This window comes from Thermobifida halotolerans, assembly GCF_003574835.2.
In the GTDB taxonomy this organism is placed as follows: Bacteria; Actinomycetota; Actinomycetes; order Streptosporangiales; family Streptosporangiaceae; genus Thermobifida; species Thermobifida halotolerans.
In genome coordinates this window covers 2823116-2840887 of sequence record NZ_CP063196.1, presented here as the reverse complement: position 1 = coordinate 2840887, position 17772 = coordinate 2823116, and the positions used below count along the sequence as shown (strand labels likewise).

General features: G+C 67.6%; 11 protein-coding genes and 3 rRNA genes. 9 read left to right on the top strand and 5 right to left on the bottom strand.

The window, feature by feature from the left end:
* Positions 1–66 precede the first annotated feature (66 nt).
* The 3 genes from NI17_RS12685 (at position 67) to NI17_RS12675 (ending at position 3469) form a co-directional block, all read left to right on the top strand.
* Entirely contained in the window at positions 67–999 is a 933-nt protein-coding gene (locus NI17_RS12685; protein ID WP_068689061.1) for a sirohydrochlorin chelatase, read from the top strand.
* Between the two features lie 104 nt (positions 1000–1103).
* Positions 1104–3122 (top strand): sensor histidine kinase, encoded by a 2019-nt coding sequence (locus NI17_RS12680; RefSeq protein ID WP_068689063.1) that lies wholly within the window; start codon positions 1104–1106, stop codon positions 3120–3122.
* Positions 3119–3469, top strand: a complete 351-nt coding sequence (locus NI17_RS12675; RefSeq protein WP_068689065.1) for a DUF742 domain-containing protein — start codon at positions 3119–3121, stop codon at positions 3467–3469. The genes NI17_RS12680 and NI17_RS12675 overlap by 4 nt, the downstream gene beginning before the upstream one ends.
* A 111-nt stretch (positions 3470–3580) precedes the next feature.
* Here NI17_RS12675 and NI17_RS12670 read toward each other — a convergent pair whose 3' ends face one another.
* The 3 genes from NI17_RS12670 to NI17_RS12660 are packed head-to-tail and all read right to left on the bottom strand — an operon-like array spanning position 3581 to position 5548.
* Entirely contained in the window at positions 3581–4156 is a 576-nt protein-coding gene (locus tag NI17_RS12670) for a permease (protein ID WP_068689067.1), read from the bottom strand.
* Positions 4156–4743 (bottom strand): TetR/AcrR family transcriptional regulator, encoded by a 588-nt coding sequence (locus NI17_RS12665; protein ID WP_068689069.1) that lies wholly within the window; start codon positions 4741–4743, stop codon positions 4156–4158. The genes NI17_RS12670 and NI17_RS12665 overlap by 1 nt, the downstream gene beginning before the upstream one ends.
* On the bottom strand, positions 4736–5548 hold the full coding sequence (locus tag NI17_RS12660; protein WP_068689071.1) for an alpha/beta fold hydrolase: 813 nt from the start codon (positions 5546–5548) through the stop codon (positions 4736–4738). The genes NI17_RS12665 and NI17_RS12660 overlap by 8 nt, the downstream gene beginning before the upstream one ends.
* A gap of 182 nt (positions 5549–5730) precedes the next feature.
* Between NI17_RS12660 and tyrS the strand changes: the two genes are divergently transcribed.
* The 6 genes from tyrS (at position 5731) to NI17_RS12630 (ending at position 15392) form a co-directional block, all read left to right on the top strand.
* Positions 5731–7029 (top strand): tyrosine--tRNA ligase, encoded by a 1299-nt coding sequence (gene tyrS / locus NI17_RS12655; RefSeq protein ID WP_068689073.1) that lies wholly within the window; start codon positions 5731–5733, stop codon positions 7027–7029.
* A 1227-nt stretch (positions 7030–8256) separates the two neighbouring features.
* Positions 8257–9790: ribosomal RNA gene (locus NI17_RS12650) — 16S ribosomal RNA — on the top strand.
* Between the two features lie 370 nt (positions 9791–10160).
* Positions 10161–13248: ribosomal RNA gene (locus NI17_RS12645) — 23S ribosomal RNA — on the top strand.
* Between the two features lie 86 nt (positions 13249–13334).
* Positions 13335–13451 (top strand): 5S ribosomal RNA (gene rrf, locus NI17_RS12640).
* The 16S, 23S and 5S rRNA genes sit together here, the layout of an rRNA operon.
* 153 nt (positions 13452–13604) lie before the next feature.
* The gene (locus tag NI17_RS12635) at positions 13605–14795 is read left to right on the top strand and encodes a tetratricopeptide repeat protein (RefSeq protein ID WP_068692736.1); all 1191 of its coding nucleotides are present in this window, start codon (positions 13605–13607) and stop codon (positions 14793–14795) included.
* Between the two features lie 165 nt (positions 14796–14960).
* On the top strand, positions 14961–15392 hold the full coding sequence (locus tag NI17_RS12630; protein WP_068692737.1) for an NUDIX domain-containing protein: 432 nt from the start codon (positions 14961–14963) through the stop codon (positions 15390–15392).
* On the opposite strand, the gene NI17_RS12625 is transcribed toward NI17_RS12630, so the two are convergent.
* Both NI17_RS12625 and NI17_RS12620 read right to left on the bottom strand, forming a co-directional pair.
* On the bottom strand, positions 15361–16338 hold the full coding sequence (locus NI17_RS12625) for a GNAT family N-acetyltransferase (protein ID WP_170163039.1): 978 nt from the start codon (positions 16336–16338) through the stop codon (positions 15361–15363). The two genes, NI17_RS12630 and NI17_RS12625, sit on opposite strands and share 32 nt — an antisense overlap.
* A gap of 277 nt (positions 16339–16615) precedes the next feature.
* Positions 16616–17611, bottom strand: coding sequence for an MBL fold metallo-hydrolase (locus NI17_RS12620; RefSeq protein ID WP_068692739.1), 996 nt, complete (start codon positions 17609–17611; stop codon positions 16616–16618).
* Positions 17612–17772: the final 161 nt, after the last annotated feature.

Below are 17772 nucleotides of genomic sequence, written 5' to 3'. Positions count from 1 at the left end.
TGAGAATCGACCGTGGCAGGCTGAGCACCTCAACTCGTTACTATCTCTCGCGTGAGTTCAGACGGTATGCACAATTCTGACAGGCTTCCTCCCCGTGTCACTCCGAGACGGCGTTCGGGACGGCACCGCGACCCGTTGTCCTTCGACAAGTGGGTCGGCACGCCGCCACTCGTCCTGGTCGCCTTCGGCACGGCCGAGGGGGCGGCCGACGGGGCCGACTTCGCCACGGAGATGGTGGACCTGGTCCGCCCCTACCGGCCCGAGACCTCCCTGCACCTCGCCTACACCCACGGGGAGACGCACAGCGTGTCCGAGGTCCTGGCCGAGCTGGCGGCGCGGCGGGACGACGAGCAGCAGACCGTCGCCGACCCGTGCGACGCGGTCATCGTGCCCATGGTGGCCGGACCGCACCAGCCCACCCTGACCGCGATCGACGAGGCGGTCCGGACCACCGGGGTGCGCGCCCGCGTCACCGACGCCCTCGGCCCCCACCCGATGCTCGCCGAGGCGCTGCACCTGCGTCTGGCCGAGGCCGGCTGCGTACGCGCCGACCGGATGCGGCTGATCAGCGTGGTGGCTCCCAGCGACACCATGGCCGACGGCGTACTGGTCGGCTCGGTCGGCGGCCCCGACGCGCTCAACGCGGCGGGCGTCACCGCCGTGCTCCTGGCCGCACGCCTGGGAGTGACGGTGCTTCCCGCGCCGCTGGACGACCCCGGCCAGATGGAACAGGCCTTCGCGCAGCTCGCCGCCGCGGGATGCCGCCGTCCGGCGATCGCGCCCAGTGTCGTGGGCCAGGAGTTCCCGGCGGTCGAGACCAGCGCGCTGGCGAGCAAGCACGGGGCACGCTCCGGCGGCCCGCTGGGCGCGAACACCATCACGGCCAAGATCGTGGCGCTGCGCTACGCCGAGATGCTCAACGCTCTGGGCGTGGAGCGGCAGCCGACGCTGGAGGATCTGCCCCGCCCGGTGGGTTCCCGGCACCGGCAGGAGGACTGACGCCCCACCCGCACGGGGTTTTCCACACGGCGATGACCGGTTGTCACAAAGTGGCGACTCAGGGCTATGGATTTCGGTACGGTCGTCCCCTGAGGGGGAAGACCATGACCACGTGCAAGCACAATCCAGTTGGAAGAAGCGCCATCCGCGGACAACTCACCCGGATGGTGCTCATTCCGAGCGTCAGCTTCCTGTTGCTGTGGGCGCTGCTGACCGCCGCGGGCACCACCGGTGCGCTCCGCCTGACCTCCTCGGTCCAGCAGGGGAAGGCCGGACTGGCGGCGTTGGACCTGATCGCCGCGGAACTGCGCACGGAACGGGAGTTGACCCAGGTGTTCCTGGGCGCCGGTTCCGCGGCGGCCCAGGACGCGCTTCTCGACGGCAGGGAACGCACCGACGCGACCTTCGCCCGGGAACGGGAGCGGGTCGAGGCTCTGCTCGACTCCGACGACACCGGGCTCACTGAGCGCGCCCGCGCCTTCTTCGACGCCTGGGGCGGCCTGCCCGACCTGCGGAAGAAGGTCGACAACGGGGAGACCGACCGGGAGGCGGCCCTCCAGGACTACACCGCGCTGCTGTCGGCCGTCCTGCTGGTCAACGACGCCGTCGTGGCCCGGTTGCACGGCGACTCCCGCCCCGACGGCTTCACCGTCCTGGAACTCATGCGCGCCCAGGACCGCTACACACAGGCCGACGCGCTGCTGTCCGGGGCGATGGCGGCGGGGGCCATGGGGTACTCCGAGACCGCGCACTTCACCTACCTCACCGCCTCCTACCGCGACATCCTCAACCGGACCGGGCCCGACCTGAGCGAACCGGCCCGCGCCGAGCACCAGGCACTGAACCAGTCCCCCTCCTGGATCCGACTCCAGGACCTGAGTCTGCGCGTCCTCTCCCGGCCCCCGGTGATCGACGCCTCGGGCGAGGCCGAGTTCAACAGCGAGATCCCCGTCGACGCCGAGGAGTGGGACCGGGCCATGGGCGACACCGAACCGGTGGTCCAACGGTTGGTCGCCGCCCAGACCGAGACGGCACTCGACGCCGCGTGGAGTTCGGCGGTGCGAGCCATCGCCTTCAACGTCGTGGGCTCCCTGATCATCCTGCTGGCGGGAATCGCCGCCATCGTCTACGCGCTGCGGTCCGCCCGGCGACTGACCGGACGACTGCACCGCCTGCACACCGAGACACTGGAGGTCGCGGACTCCCGCCTGCCCGAGCTCGTCGCCAGGGCGGGAACCGGCCTGCGGGTGGACGTGACCGCCGAGCTGCCCACGCTGCGCCACGGACAGGACGAACTCGGCAGGGTCGCCGACGCCTTCAACACCGCCCAGCGCACGGCGGCCGCCGCGGCCGTCAGACAGGCCGAGATCCGCGAGGGCGCCAACCGGGCCTTCCTGGGGATCGCCTACCGCAACCAGACCCTCATCCAGCGCCAACTCCGGCTCCTCGACGAGATCGAGTCGGCCGAGGACAACCCCGACAGCCTGCGCAGGCTGCTCCGCCTGGACCACCTGGTCACCCGGGGACGCCGCTACGCCGACAACCTCCTCATCCTCGCCGGAGCCGCGACGGCCCGCCGGTGGAAGGACCCGATGCCGCTGCTGGACGTGCTGCGCGCGGCGACCTCCGAGATCGAGGACTACGAACGGGTGCGGCTGAGGTCGGCGGCCAGAGCCGGAGTGCGTGGGCACGCGGTCGCGGACCTCACCCACCTGATCGCCGAACTGGTGGAGAACGCCGTCCACTTCTCCCCGGACCCCGCACAGGTGGACGTCCACAGCAGGCGTGTCCGAGCCGGTGCGGTCGTGGAGGTGACGGACCGGGGACTGGGAATGAGCGCCGAGCAGTACGCCGAAGCCAACGGCAGGCTGGCCGAACCGCCCGAGTTCGACGTGATGACCCTGTCCGACGAGCCCCGCCTCGGGCTGTTCGTGGTGGCACGCCTGGCGGCCCGGCACGGTGTCACCGTCCGGCTGGAACCGTCGCCGTACGGGGGCGCGCTGGCGCGGGTGGTGCTGCCGCACTCCCTCCTGACGGAGGGGGCCAGCGGTGCCGAGGAGGACACCGGGACACGGCCCGCCGAGCAGGAGACGGCCGCGGTGCGCAACGGAGCCACGTCATGACCGCGGTCTCCGACGCCGATCCGGGACGGCTGCTGCGGCCGTTCGTCCTGACCGCCGGTGCGGGCGACACGACTCCGGTGCTGGACCTGGCGAGCATGGTCGTGGCCGCCAGGGAACCGGGGGAGGAGGACGAACTCCGCCCCGAGCAGGCCACCGTGCTGCGGTTGTGCGCGACCCCGCGGTCCATCGCCGAGGTCGCCTCCGCGCTGGCCGCTCCGCCGAGCCTGACCCGGCTCCTGGTGAGTGACATGGTCGCGGCGGGAGCGCTGCGCGTGGGCGCCCCGCCCGACGCCGAGCCCACCGACTCCATGCTCCAGGCGGTCCTGGAGGGACTGCGCGCGCTGTGAACCCCTCCGCCCGTCCGGGAGCGCCGGGCGGTGGACGGGACCGGCGGTCGAGCCGTGGCGGGGACGCGCTCCGGCAGCGCGGGAGGACCGCCGGAGCGCGCCGGGTGAGCCTCAGCCCAGAAGGTCCCAGACGAACGAGCCCACGAGCAGCAGCGCCACGCCGACCGAGTAGAGCACCGCCCTGGTGCGGCGGGGATGGTCGCGCAGCGTCCGCCACGCGTACAGCACCGTCCCCGCCACCACCAGCGCACCCTCGACCAGCGCCGCCAGGAGCGGGAACTCCCACAGGCCCAGGCCCAGGTACGGGAGGCCGCCCGCGCCTCCCGTCAGCACCGCGATGTCCGGCCGGTGCACCAGCAGGTCCAGCAGCCAGTGGCTGAACACCACCCCTCCCACCACCCATCCGGAGTCCGGTCCCCACCGGCCCCGGGCCCACAGGTGGACCAGCAGCCCGAGGACCGCCGACAACAGCACGGCGGAGAGCAGCGCGTGCGAGTAGGGCGCGTGGATCAGCAGCGACCCGTAGCCGGAGCGCCCCGCCACCGGTTCCAGGCTCTCGACTCCGGCGGCGGCCAGGGAGAGGAACAGGATGTCGGGTGCCTGGCTCGCCACCAGGAGCACCCCCATGGGCAGTTCCGGCCGCCACGCCTTCACCATTCCCGAGACCCCGAAGTGTCCGGCCAGCATCACGACACCGTCCTTTCCCGATCCGCGTTCCAGGTCCGAAAGGCCCGGACGAACATCTCGACCATCACGTCGAAGCTGTGGTCGACGTCCTGCGGGAGACCGAAGCCGCCGTCGGCCTCCAGGGCGACAAAACCGTGCAGGGCGCTGCGCGTCGCCCGGATCGCGTCGATCACCGCTTCCTCCGGCAGGTCGAAGCCGCGCAGCGCGGCGATGATCACCTCCAGCACCGACTGCGCCGCGGCCTGCCCCTCCGGGTCGTCCGGGGCGGGAGCCTGCTGCAGGGCCGCGTACCGGCCGGGGTGGCGGCGCGCGTAGTCGCGGTAGGCGCGGGCCATGGACCGCAGCGCGTCCGGTCCCGAGCGCCCCAGCACAGCCCGCCCCAGCACCTCGGCGAACTCCCGCGCGGCCCGGACACGCAGCCCGCTGCGCAGCCCGTCCAGCCCGGCCACGTGCTTGTACAGGCTGGGCACGGTCACGCCCAGCCGTTTGGCCACCGCGGCCAGGGTCAACTGCGCGTAGCCCTCCTCGTCGCTGACCCGCGCCGCCTCCTCGACCACGGAGGCGGCGCTCAGCCCCGCCCTAGCCACGGCAGACCCGTTCGGCGAACTCCAGCACCGCCGGGTTGACCAGGTCGGGGCGCTGCTCGTGCGGGTAGTGGCCCGCTTCGGGGACCATGAGCACCTCGGAGCCGATCCGGTCGCGGATCCACGCGGCCTCGGCCGCGGGGTCCTTCCAGTCCGGGTCGGCCTCGCCCATCACCACCAGGGAGGGGGCGGCCACCTCGGGCAGCCGCGCCGTCACGGGAGCGTGGGTGGTGCCCGTGACGGTCCGCGTGATCGCGCGGTAGCGGTCACGCGGGCGCAGCGCGGCCAGCACGGCGGCTTCGTGTGCGGCGTGGCCCTCGGGGACGCGTCCCGAGTACAGCTTGGTCAGGTAGCCCCTGAGCAGGGCCGGTCCCCACGGGCGCAGCAGCATCAGCCGCATGAGGAGCCGCAGTGCCGCTCCGCCCGCCGCGTCCCGCAGGAACGGGCCGACCAGCACCAGTCCGGAGACCAGGTCGGGGCGTTCCGCGGCGGCCCACGCCGCGGCCGCCGCCCCCATCGAGTTGCCCACCACGAGGGCCGGGGCGTCGCCCAGTTCGGTGACGAGCGCGAGGACGTCGGATCCCGTCGCCTCGTCCCCGTAGTCGTCGAAGGTGGTGTCGCTGTCGCCGTGGCCGCGGAGGTCCATCACGGCCACCCGGTGGTTCTGGGCGGCGAGCGCCGGGGCGAGGAAGCGGAAGCTCGCGCGCACCGACCCCATGCCGGGCACGCACACCACGAGCGGTCCGGTGTTGTCGGCTCCGCGGAGGTCGTAGGCGACGCGTCCGTGCCGCCGTTGCAGGAATCTCATGGTCACAACCTCTTGGTTAACGTCCATAACCAGAAGGCTAATAGCATTAACCACGGAGCGCAAGGGGGTGCGGAAACGAACCGTCGCGTCGGTCCACGCGGTGAGCCGATACCGTAGAGAGGCGGTCGGCGAACCCTCAGGCGTCCCGGCCACCGAACCAGAGAGTCCTACGGAAAGACCTCATGACCGACATCATCGACGACCTGCAGTGGCGCGGACTCATCGCGCAGACCACCGACCTTGACGATCTGCGCAAGGCGCTCGCCGATGGCCCGGTCACCCTCTATTGCGGATTCGATCCCACGGCGGGGAGCCTGCACGTCGGCCACCTGACCCAGGCACTCACCCTGGCCCGCTTCCAGCGAGCGGGGCACCGGCCGATCGCTCTGGTCGGTGGTGGCACCGGCATGATCGGCGACCCCAAACCCAACGCCGAACGCGCCCTCAACTCGGTGGAGACCGTCCAGGAGTGGGTCGGGAACCTGGGACGCCAGCTCTCGGCGTTCCTGGACTTCACCCCCGAGGGCGAGACGCCGCGGCCCACCGACGCCGTTCTCGTGGACAACGCCGAATGGCTCGGGAAGCTGGGCGCGATCGAACTGCTGCGCGACGTCGGCAAACACTTCAGCATCAACCAGATGCTCGCCCGGGAGACCGTCAGGAGCAGACTCGACGGTGTGGGGATGAGCTACACCGAGTTCAGCTACGTGCTGCTGCAGTCCTACGACTACGTGGAGCTGTACCGCAGACACGGCTGCACGCTCCAGATCGGCGGCAGCGACCAGTGGGGCAACATCACCGCCGGCCTGGACCTGATCCGCCGGATGGACGGCAACGAGCCGCACGGTCCCGCCCACGCCCTCACCACCAACCTGCTCACCAAGGCCGACGGCACCAAGTTCGGCAAGACCGAGAGCGGCGCGGTGTGGCTGGACGCCGAACTGACCAGCCCCTACGCCTTCTACCAGTTCTGGTTCAACTCCGACGACCGGGACGTCTCCCGGTACCTGCGCATCTTCAGCTTCCGCTCCCGTGAGGAGATCGAGGAGCTGGAGCGGCAGACCGCCGAGCGGCCCGCCGCGCGTGCGGCGCAGCGGGCGCTGGCGGAGGAGCTGACCACCCTGGTCCACGGGGAACAGGAGTGCCGCAACGTCATCGAGGCCAGCAGGGCGCTGTTCGGTCAGGGGACGCTGGCGGAACTCAACCCGGGAACCCTCGGGGCGGCCCTGGCCGAGGTCCCCCACGTCGAACTCGCGGGACCGGTGGGCGAACTGCCGCCCGTGGTGGACCTGCTGGCGGCCACCGGGCTGGTGCCCAGCAAGTCGGCGGCCCGCCGGGCGGTGCAGGAGGGCGGGGCCTACCTGAACAACGCCAAGATCACCGACATCGAGGCGCGGGTCTCCGAGGAGGATCTGCTGCACGGACGCTACCTGGTGCTCCGTCGGGGCAAGCGCAACGTCGGCGGAGTGGTCCTGCGCTGACCTCCGTTCCCCTCCCTCGAGGGGGAGGGGATTCCTACGGCGTGGCGTGCCCCGTGTTTCCGGCGGCGTCGTCGTCCGTCGGGCCGGGATCTCCGCTGCGATCCGTGTGCCGCGGGCTTCGCGGGCAGACGAGGCGAGGGTCCGGAAAGGCTCGGGAACAGTCGGCCACCGCGGCGTGTTCGAGTAGTTCGGCCCTGTTCGGCAGGCGGTCCTCCGTCCAGGGGAGGCACCGGGGAACAACCGGGGCTTCGTGGCTGTTGGGGCTGTTTGTCCGCCAGACGGGCTGGAGGACTCGGGAACAATCCGGGGCCTGCGCCTGTTGGAACAGGTCGGTCCCCAGCAGTCGGGAAGGTCCGGGAACAGCCGGGGCCCTGTGGCTGTTGGATGCCTGTCAGCAGGCGGTACCTCCTTCGGGAGGGGGCCGGGAATAGTCCGGCCCCGGCGTCTGTTGGACTGGTTCGGTCCGCTGGACAGGCGGGAGGGTTCGGGAACAATCCGGGGCCTGCGCCTGTTGTAGCGGGTAGGACCGGCCGGCAGGTGGCTCCTCCTCCCGTAGGAGGGGGTCGGGGAATAACCCCGGACCTGATCCTGTTGGACCGAGTCGGAGCCGTCAGCAGGCGGTACCTCCTTCGGGAGGGGGCCGGGAATAGCCTGGGCCTGATGCCTGTTGTACTGGTTTGCCCGGCCTGGTTCGCCAAATGGGCGGGGGTCGGCTAGAGTCTTTCGGCGTCGCCGATGGCCTGGGGTTTCCCGGGTGTGAGGTGGCGTGTCCAGGGTCCGTTCGGTGGTTGTGCGGAGCACTCTGCGGAGCGGGTAGTCTGGGAAGTGAACTGAGCGGAACGAACGCGGCGAGGGTCGCGGGCGGGCTGGTTCTGGTTCCACTCCGAACCGGGTGGTCCGAGGAGTCTCGGGCAGGGGGTAGAGTGGAAACACCCCGGAAACAAGGACTGACGCGAGTCGGTTGGTTTCTGGGGGGTGTAGCGGGAATGCCGCGGCTGGGGAAGAGCCTGGTGGCTTGTGGACGGTCGGCGGTTGTTTCTTGAGAACTCAACAGCGCGTGTTTGTTTTTACAGCCGAGTTTGTGATTTTGGCTCCTGCCACTTCCTCATGGTTGTGAGGGGGTGGGGGTTCCTTTGATCGGCACCCTGGTTTGGGTGTCTGGTCGGGATGAGCCTCTGTTTCAGGTTTGCTGCCTGCGCCCTGGCGGGTGTGGGTGGTGTTTGGCCTTTGATGGAGAGTTTGATCCTGGCTCAGGACGAACGCTGGCGGCGTGCTTAACACATGCAAGTCGAGCGGTAAGGCCCCTTCGGGGGTACACGAGCGGCGAACGGGTGAGTAACACGTGAGTAACCTGCCCCTGACTCTGGGATAAGCCCGGGAAACCGGGTCTAATACCGGATATGACTCCTGCCTGCATGGGTGGGGGTGGAAAGTTGTTTCGGTTGGGGATGGGCTCGCGGCCTATCAGCTTGTTGGTGGGGTGATGGCCTACCAAGGCGATGACGGGTAGCCGGCCTGAGAGGGCGACCGGCCACACTGGGACTGAGACACGGCCCAGACTCCTGCGGGAGGCAGCAGTGGGGAATATTGCGCAATGGGCGGAAGCCTGACGCAGCGACGCCGCGTGGGGGATGACGGCCTTCGGGTTGTAAACCTCTTTTACCACTGACGTAGGCTTCCAGTGTTCTGGGGGTTGACGGTAGGTGGGGAATAAGGACCGGCTAACTACGTGCCAGCAGCCGCGGTAATACGTAGGGTCCGAGCGTTGTCCGGAATTATTGGGCGTAAAGAGCTCGTAGGCGGCTTGTCGCGTCTGCTGTGAAAGCCCGGGGCTTAACTTCGGGTGTGCAGTGGATACGGGCAGGCTTGAGGTAGGTAGGGGAGACTGGAATTCCTGGTGTAGCGGTGAAATGCGCAGATATCAGGAGGAACACCGGTGGCGAAGGCGGGTCTCTGGGCCTTACCTGACGCTGAGGAGCGAAAGCGTGGGGAGCGAACAGGATTAGATACCCTGGTAGTCCACGCTGTAAACGTTGGGCGCTAGGTGTGGGGACTTTCCACGGTTTCCGTGCCGTAGCTAACGCATTAAGCGCCCCGCCTGGGGAGTACGGCCGCAAGGCTAAAACTCAAAGGAATTGACGGGGGCCCGCACAAGCGGCGGAGCATGTTGCTTAATTCGACGCAACGCGAAGAACCTTACCAAGGTTTGACATCACCGGTAATCCTGCAGAGATGTGGGGTCCTTCGGGGATCGGTGACAGGTGGTGCATGGCTGTCGTCAGCTCGTGTCGTGAGATGTTGGGTTAAGTCCCGCAACGAGCGCAACCCTTGTTCCATGTTGCCAGCACGTGATGGTGGGGACTCATGGGAGACTGCCGGGGTCAACTCGGAGGAAGGTGGGGATGACGTCAAGTCATCATGCCCCTTATGTCTTGGGCTGCAAACATGCTACAATGGCCGGTACAGAGGGCGTGCGATGTCGTGAGGCGGAGCGAATCTCTTAAAGCCGGTCTCAGTTCGGATTGGGGTCTGCAACTCGACCCCATGAAGGTGGAGTCGCTAGTAATCGCGGATCAGCAACGCCGCGGTGAATACGTTCCCGGGCCTTGTACACACCGCCCGTCACGTCACGAAAGTCGGCAACACCCGAAACGCGTGGCCTAACCCTTCGGGGAGGGAGCGTGTGAAGGTGGGGCTGGTGATTGGGACGAAGTCGTAACAAGGTAGCCGTACCGGAAGGTGCGGCTGGATCACCTCCTTTCTAAGGAGCTGTTGAGTGTCGGTTGTTTTTCCGATGTGGCCGACCAGCTCGTAAGTGGAACCCTCGTCGTCTGGCTTGGTGCTGGAGGGCGGGTGGTACTCGGTTGTGAGAGCGAACTTCCCCTGTGCTGCCTGTGGTGGTGTGGGGGCGCGCTGTTGGGTGTCTGAGGGAGCAACCGTGTTTCCTTGGTGTCCTGCCCGGGTGGGTGGGGTGCTGGGTGGTTGTTTCCGCGGGTGCCATCCCGACGAACTCCGGGCTTGGTGGTTCTGCCTGTGTGGGTGGGGTTGCTGGTTGTGGGTTCGGTGGTGGTCGGGTGTGTGGTGTGTGTTTTGATTTGTGGATAGTGTGCGCGAGCATCTTGTTTCTGTGGTGGCCAAGCGAGAGTGGCATACGGTGGATGCCTTGGCACCAGGCGCCGATGAAGGACGTGGGAGGCCGCGATAGTCCACGGGGAGTTGTCAACCGGGCGTTGATCCGTGGGTGTCCGAATGGGGAAACCTGGCGTGCGTTATGGCACGTCGCCGCTGTCTGAATGTATAGGGCAGTTGGTGGTGACGCGGGGAAGTGAAACATCTCAGTACCCGCAGGAAGAGAAAACAACAGTGATTCCCTGAGTAGTGGTGAGCGAAAGGGGATGGTGGCTAAACCGCATGCGTGGTAAAGACGGCAGTCGTTGCGTGTGTGGGGTTGTGGGGCGTGTCTGTCTGGGTCTGCCGGCCTGGAGCGCTTGTGTCGTGGGTAGTCGAAACCGGTGGGAAACGGTACCGGAGTGGGTGAGAGTCCCGTAGGCGAAGCCTGTCGGCATGGTGTTGGATGTGTTCCCGAGTAGCGCGGAGCCCGAGGAATTCCGTGTGAATCTGGCAGGACCACCTGCTAAGCCTGAATACGTCCTGGTGACCGATAGTGGACGAGTACCGTGAGGGAAAGGTGAAAAGTGCCCCGGTGAGGGGTTGTGAAAGAGTACCTGAAACCGTGTGCTGTCAAGCCGTCAGAGCCTGTCTTTTGGGGTGGGTGATGGCGTGCCTTTTGAAGAATGAGCCTGCGAGTCATGGTGTGTGGCGAGGTTAACCCGGGTGGGGGAGCCGTAGCGAAAGCGAGTCTGAAGAGGGCGTTTGAGTCGCATGCTGTGGACCCGAAGCGGGGTGATCTACCCATGTCCAGGGTGAAGCGGGGGTAAGACCTCGTGGAGGCCCGAACCCACCAGGGTTGAAAACCTGGGGGATGAGGTGTGGGTAGGGGTGAAAGGCCAATCAAACTCCGTGATAGCTGGTTCTCCCCGAAATGCATTTAGGTGCAGCGTTGCGTGGTGCTTGCCGGAGGTAGAGCGACTGGTTGGCTGATGGGCCCGACAAGGTTACTGAGGTCAGCTAAACTCCGAATGCCGGTGAAGTTGAGCGTGGCAGTGAGACTGCGGGGGATAAGCTTCGTGGTCGAGAGGGAAACAGCCCAGATCATCGGCTAAGGCCCCTAAGCGTGTGCTAAGTGGGAAAGGTTGTGTAGTTGCTGAGACAGCCAGGAGGTTGGCTTAGAAGCAGCCATCCTTGAAAGAGTGCGTAATAGCTCACTGGTCGAGTGATTGTGCGCCGATAATGTAGCGGGGCTTAAGCACACCGCCGAAGCCGTGGATGCCAGGTTTTCCTGGTGTGGTAGGGGAGCGTCCTGCGTGGGGTGAAGCCGTGGAGTGATCCGGGGTGGACTGCGTGGGAGTGAGAATGCAGGCATGAGTAGCGAAACACGCGTGAGAAACGTGTGCGCCGATTGACTAAGGGTTCCTGGGGCAGGTTAATCCGCCCAGGGTGAGTCGGGGCCTAAGGCGAGGCCGACAGGCGTAGTCGATGGATAACGGGTTGATATTCCCGTACCCGTCCGCATGCGCCCGATACCGAGGCTTCTGATGCTAACCACCACCGGCGCTGCTGTTGTCTTCGGATGATGGTGGGTGTCGGCGTGGGGTCCGAGGAGGTAGTAGGTAAGTGATGGGGTGACGCAGGGGGGTAGCTCTACCGGGCGGTGGTTGTCCCGGGTCAAGCGTGTAGCCCGGAGTGCAGGTAAATCCGTGCTCCGTTACAGGGGTGAGGCGTGATGTCGAGGCGTTGAGCCGAAGTGAGTGATCCCGTACTGTCGAGAAAAGCCTCTAGCGAGTGTGTGGGCGGCCCGTACCCGAAACCGACGCAGGTGGTCTGGTAGAGAATACCGAGGCGTTCGGGTGAACCATGGTTAAGGAACTCGGCAAATTGTCCCCGTAACTTTGGGAGAAGGGGAGCCCTGTCTGGTGATGGACTGTGCGTCCGGAGCTGGGTGGGGTCGCAGAGGCCAGGGGGAAGCGACTGTTTACTAAAAACACAGGTCCGTGCGAAGTCGTAAGACGCGGTATACGGACTGACGCCTGCCCGGTGCCGGAACGTTAAGAGGACCGGTTAGACCTTCGGGTCGAGGCTGGGAATCTAAGCGCCGGTAAACGGCGGTGGTAACTATAACCATCCTAAGGTAGCGAAATTCCTTGTCGGGTAAGTTCCGACCTGCACGAATGGCGTAACGACTTCCCCGCTGTCTCAACCGTGGGCCCGGTGAAATTGCACTACGAGTAAAGATGCTCGTTTCGCGCAGCAGGACGGAAAGACCCCGGGACCTTCACTACAGCTTGACATTGGTGTTTGGGATGGTTTGTGTAGGATAGGTGGGAGCCGGTGAAGCTCGGACGCTAGTTCGGGTGGAGGCGTTGGTGAAATACCACTCTGGCTGTTTCGGGCATCTAACCTGGGGCCGTGATCCGGTTCGGGGACAGTGTCTGGTGGGTAGTTTAACTGGGGCGGTTGCCTCCTAAAGGGTAACGGAGGCGCCCAAAGGTTCCCTCGGCCTGGTTGGCAATCAGGTGGTGAGTGTAAGTGCACAAGGGAGCTTGACTGTGAGACGGACGTGTCGAGCAGGTGCGAAAGCAGGGACTAGTGATCCGGCGTCGGCGTGTGGAAGCGGCGTCGCTCAACGGCTAAAAGGTACCCCGGGGATAACAGGCTGATCTTCCCCAAGAGTCCGTATCGACGGGATGGTTTGGCACCTCGATGTCGGCTCGTCGCATCCTGGGGCTGGAGTTGGTCCCAAGGGTTGGGCTGTTCGCCCATTAAAGCGGCACGCGAGCTGGGTTTAGAACGTCGTGAGACAGTTCGGTCCCTATCCGCTGCGCGCGTTGGAGACTTGAGAAGGGCTGTCCCTAGTACGAGAGGACCGGGATGGACGAACCTCTGGTGTGCCAGTTGTCCCGCCAGGGGCATGGCTGGTTGGCTACGTTCGGGAGAGATAACCGCTGAAAGCATCTAAGCGGGAAGCTTGCTTCGAGATGAGGTCTCCTTCCACTTCGAGTGGGTAAGGCTCCCCAGAGATGATGGGGTTGATAGGCTGGATGTGGAAGCCCTGTGAGGGGTGGAGCTGACCGGTACTAATCGGCCGAGGGCTTGTCCACCGCAGATGCTGGGTGCTCGCGCACGTTGTTCATGTTGAGGTTTCCTGCTTGCATGCTTTTGTTGGGTGTGTGGGTGGGTGTGAGGGTTACGGCGGTCATAGCGGGCGGGGTCCACCCGGTCCCTTTCCGAACCCGGTAGTTAAGCCGTCCAGCGCCGATGGTACTGCCTCTTTGGTGGGGTGGGAGAGTAGGTCGCCGCCGTACACAGTGTTGGAGAGGGGCCGCCCCCGCAAGGGGCGGCCCCTCTTTCGTATGCTCGGGAGATTCACCGATACCGTAGAGTTGAGGTGCATCTTCGGAATCACTTCGCGCTGCTACGGGGAAGTGGCAGCGCTTTTGACTGTTTACGGACGGAACATGACTGACGACAGCCGATCGGAAGGGCACGACGACTTCGGAGCCCGAAACCGGAAAGGTTCCCGATCTGGCGGACACGGTCAGGGAGGACAGGGCGGCTCCCGGTCCGGCCACAGTGGCCGTCGGGGGAACTCCGGTCAGAGCCGCCGCTCGTGGAGGAACCGGGACACCGAGCACGACGGCCGCCGTGACGAGCGCCAGCAGCGCCGCGGTGGTGAATCCCGCGAGGGCGGTGAGCGTCGGGAGTACCCGAAGGACCGAGGAGAGCGCAGGTACGGCCAGCGTCGCGGCGGCCAGCCCGCCCGCGCCGGTGGAGGTCGCTCCGACCGCTCAGGCCGTGACCGTGCCCAGGAACGGGACCGCCGTCCGGCGGAGGAGACGGCCACTCCGAAGGAGGCCGCTCCGGAACTTCCGGAGGACGCGCTCGTCCACCGCCTGGACCCCGAGATCCGCGGCGAACTGCGGACTCTGCCCAAGTCGCTGGCGGAGTTGGTCGCCAAGCACCTGGTCGCGGCAGGAGACCTGCTCGACCAGGACCCGGAACGCGCCTACCAGCACGCTCTCTACGCGCGTCGCAGGGCGTCCCGCGTCGGCGCGGTGCGGGAGGCGGCCGGTGTCGCGGCCTACACCGTGGGCAGGTGGCAGGAGGCGCTCTCGGAGCTGCGTGCCGCCCGCCGCATCACGGGGCAGGACACCTACCTTCCCATGATCGCCGACTGCGAACGCGGTGTCGGACGCCCGGAGCGCGCCCTGGAGATCGCGCACGGGCCCGGGACCGACAGACTCGACATGGCCGACCAGATCGAACTGCGCATCGTCGCCTCGGGAGCGCGGCGCGACATGGGCGACCTCCAGGGCGCCCTGGTCGAACTGCAGTGCCCGCAACTCAAGGAACGGCGGGCCCGGCCGTGGGTGGCACGGCTGTTCTACGCCTACGCCGACGTCCTCCTGGAGCTGGGACGCAAGGAGGAGGCCCGCGAGTACTTCTCCCGTGCCTCGGCCGTGGACCGGGAGGGCGTGACCGACGCCGACGAGCGACTGGCCGTCCTGGAAGGGCTGGAGATCGTCGACGTCGGCGACGACGTGGTGTGGAGCGACGCCGAGGAGCCCGACTTCGACGACTTCTCCGAGGGGGACGGCGGGGCCGCGGCACCGGAGACGGGGGGCCGCTCGGCCGAGGAGGACCGCTAGCTCCGCCCGTCCCAGCCCTCTCCCGCACACGGTCCGGTTCCGGAACGTACCGGGACCGGACCGGTCCCTCCCCACCGGTACGGGATCCGCGGCCGGGGCGGAGCGGGAGCAACCACGGCCTCGACAGCAGAGGCCCTCTGTCCGGAAGGGAGGCAGTCCCCGCCCATGACCGTGGACCCGCGTCCGCTGAACGGAGCCACCGTCCGCCTCGGAGACCTGCCGACCGTCCACGACTCCGTCGTCGTCCTGCTGTTCTCCGGGCGCAGGCCCGTCATGGTCCGCCACCGTGACCGCGCCTGGGAGTTCCCCGGAGGGCACGCCGAGGCGGGGGAGGACATCGAGGCCACCGCCCGCCGGGAGGCACGCGAGGAGGCCGGGGCGGAACTGGCGGACCTGCGCGTCGTCGGCCACTACGTGCTGCCCAGCGGGCACACGACCGTGGTCACCCACGCCCGACTGGCCGCTCTGGCACCGCTGACCGGAGAACACGAGACCGTGGAGGTGCGGGCCTTCGACGTGCTGCCGCCCGACCTGTCCTTCACCGACGGCCTGTACGCGCATCTGCTCACCGCCCTCGGGCTGCCGGGAGCACCCTGAGAGCTCGGATTCCGGACCACCGTCGGGACCCCGGCGGACGCACCGACTTGGTGTACAGGAACTCCCTCGCGTGGGTCCGGTAGCCCAGCCACTCGTTCACCGCGAGCATGGGCGCGTTCTCCTCGGCGTTCCCGGTGAGAGCGACCCGGAAGCCGCGCTCTCTGGCGCGGTGCAGGGCGGCGCTCTTGGCGTATCTGGCCAGTCCACGGCCGCGGTGGCCGGGAGACGTGCCGGTCATGACGGAGTACACCGCCGGCCCCTCGGCCAGCAGCGTGACGACGCACACCGGACGGTCGTCCACCACCACCGCGGTGCTCAGGTCGAGGTCCAGCAGCGGGTTCCGCCAGATCGCGGCCAGCCACTCCGGATAGGAGGGGCTGCCATAGGGGATGTCGAAGGGCTCGTCCCGCGCCGCGACCTCCTCGACGGCGTGCAGGGAACGCGGATCGGACCGGAAGTCCCGGTAGGAGCACAGCCGGGCGCCCTCGGGCGGAGGAGGAACCGGGGGCAGCGCGGCCAGGTCCAGCTCCTGGAACCGGGTGCTGGAACGGCGTGCGTAGCCGCGCTGCTCGGCGAACCGCACCGATTCCGGCGTGTCCTGGACAACGGTGCGCAGCACGACACCGCCGGAGTCGACCACGTGCTTCTCGGCGGTGCGCAGCAGTGCGCTTCCCACGCCTCTGCGCCGGTGGTGTGGAGCGACAACCACGTTCACCACACCCTGACCGGGAAGCGGGGTCTCCCGGTCCGGTTCGGCCGCGGCGTGGCCCACGACGGCTCCGTCGAGCTCCGCGACGACGAACCGGGCCTGTCCGCCGCTCGACAGGCGAGCCACCCGTTCCCGAAACGCCACGGCGGTGTCGACCAGACGGGGAGTGACGTGTCGACTGAGGTCGAGGACGGCCGGTGCGTCGGCGGGACGGAAATGACGCAGAATGAGACCCACCACACGACTCTAGCGGCCGACGCCGGACAGCCAGGACGAGTCTCCCCGCATCGGCGGCAGGGCCGATGCCCGGGAGATTGCGGGCGCGACGAGGTGCTTCTCCGGAGGCGGGGCTGCGGGGCGGGGCTTTCGCGGTTCGGCGCCGGGCCGCCCTGACCGCTTCGCCGTCAGCACCCCCGGGGCTGATGCTTCACGTCCCCCAGGGCCGGGCCGCCCGGAACTCCTCCTGAGGCCGAGGCAGCCTCGAGACTCTCCTGAGCCGCCCGGGTCGCGGTGGTCAGTCCGCGGACCCGTGCCGCCCGGCCGCCTCCTGCTCCGCCCGGAGCCGGTCGAGCCAGTGCACGATGCCGGAGACGTTGCCCTCCGCGCCGCTGAGAGTCTCCAGGATCTCCTGTGTCCCCTCCGGGACCTCCTCGGGAACCGGGCGGTACCGGTCCAGCACACGCTCGCGCACCATGGCGACCGCGTGGTCCAGGTCCCCACCGGTGCTGTGGGACTCCCGCACGGTGTCCACCCACACACGCAGTTCCTCGACCGAGCGCTCCAGGGTCGTCTCGACCTCGTCGACCGCTCCGAAATGCGAGAACATCAGCCGTTGCGGTCGGATGTCGCCGAACAGCCGCAGCGAGCCCAAAGCCGCCTCCAGGTCGAAGTCCGGTGGCGGGGTGGCCGGACGCACGTCACCGGTGTACGGGTTGTACATACCGGCCGCGTCCCCCACGTACAGGTCGCCGGTCGCGGAGTCCACCAGTCCGACGTGGTGCTTGGCGTGGCCGGGAGAGTAGTGGGCGGTCAGCGTGCGCCCCGCTCCCAGGTCGATCGCGTCGCCGGTGTTCACCGCCCGGATCCGGTTCGCCTCGGTCGGCGACATCTCGCCGAACAGCACGTCGAGGCGGTCGCCCCACACCATGCGGGCGCTGCGCATCAGGCGGGACGGGTCGGCGAGGTGGCGGGCGCCGCGCTCGTGCACCACGATCTCGGCGTTGGGAAACATCCGGGCGAGTTCTCCGGTGCCGCCCGCGTGGTCCAGGTGGATGTGGGTGACCACCACCGTGGCCAACTCCTCCGCCGCCACGCCCAGGGAGAACACCGCGTCGCGGAGCACCGGAGCGGATCCGGCGGTGCCGACCTCCACGACGCACGGGCGTTCCGAACGGATCAGGTAGCTGGACGTGATGCCCCGGTAGCCCGCCATCCTGGTGTCGATCGCGAAGGTCTCGTCACCGAGCGGGACGATGTCGTCGTTGACGGCATCCGCTGTCTGCTCCACCATGCTCTGTTCCTCTCCCTCGACTCTCCGCCGGCCGAATCCGAATCTAGTTCACATCTTCTGTGCCGCGGTGGCAGGGCTGTCCTCCCGTTGTCCACAGGCGACGGATTCGGCTTCCGTCACGCCGGGGAACCGGGCGACTCTGGAATGGAGGCAGGCTCCCG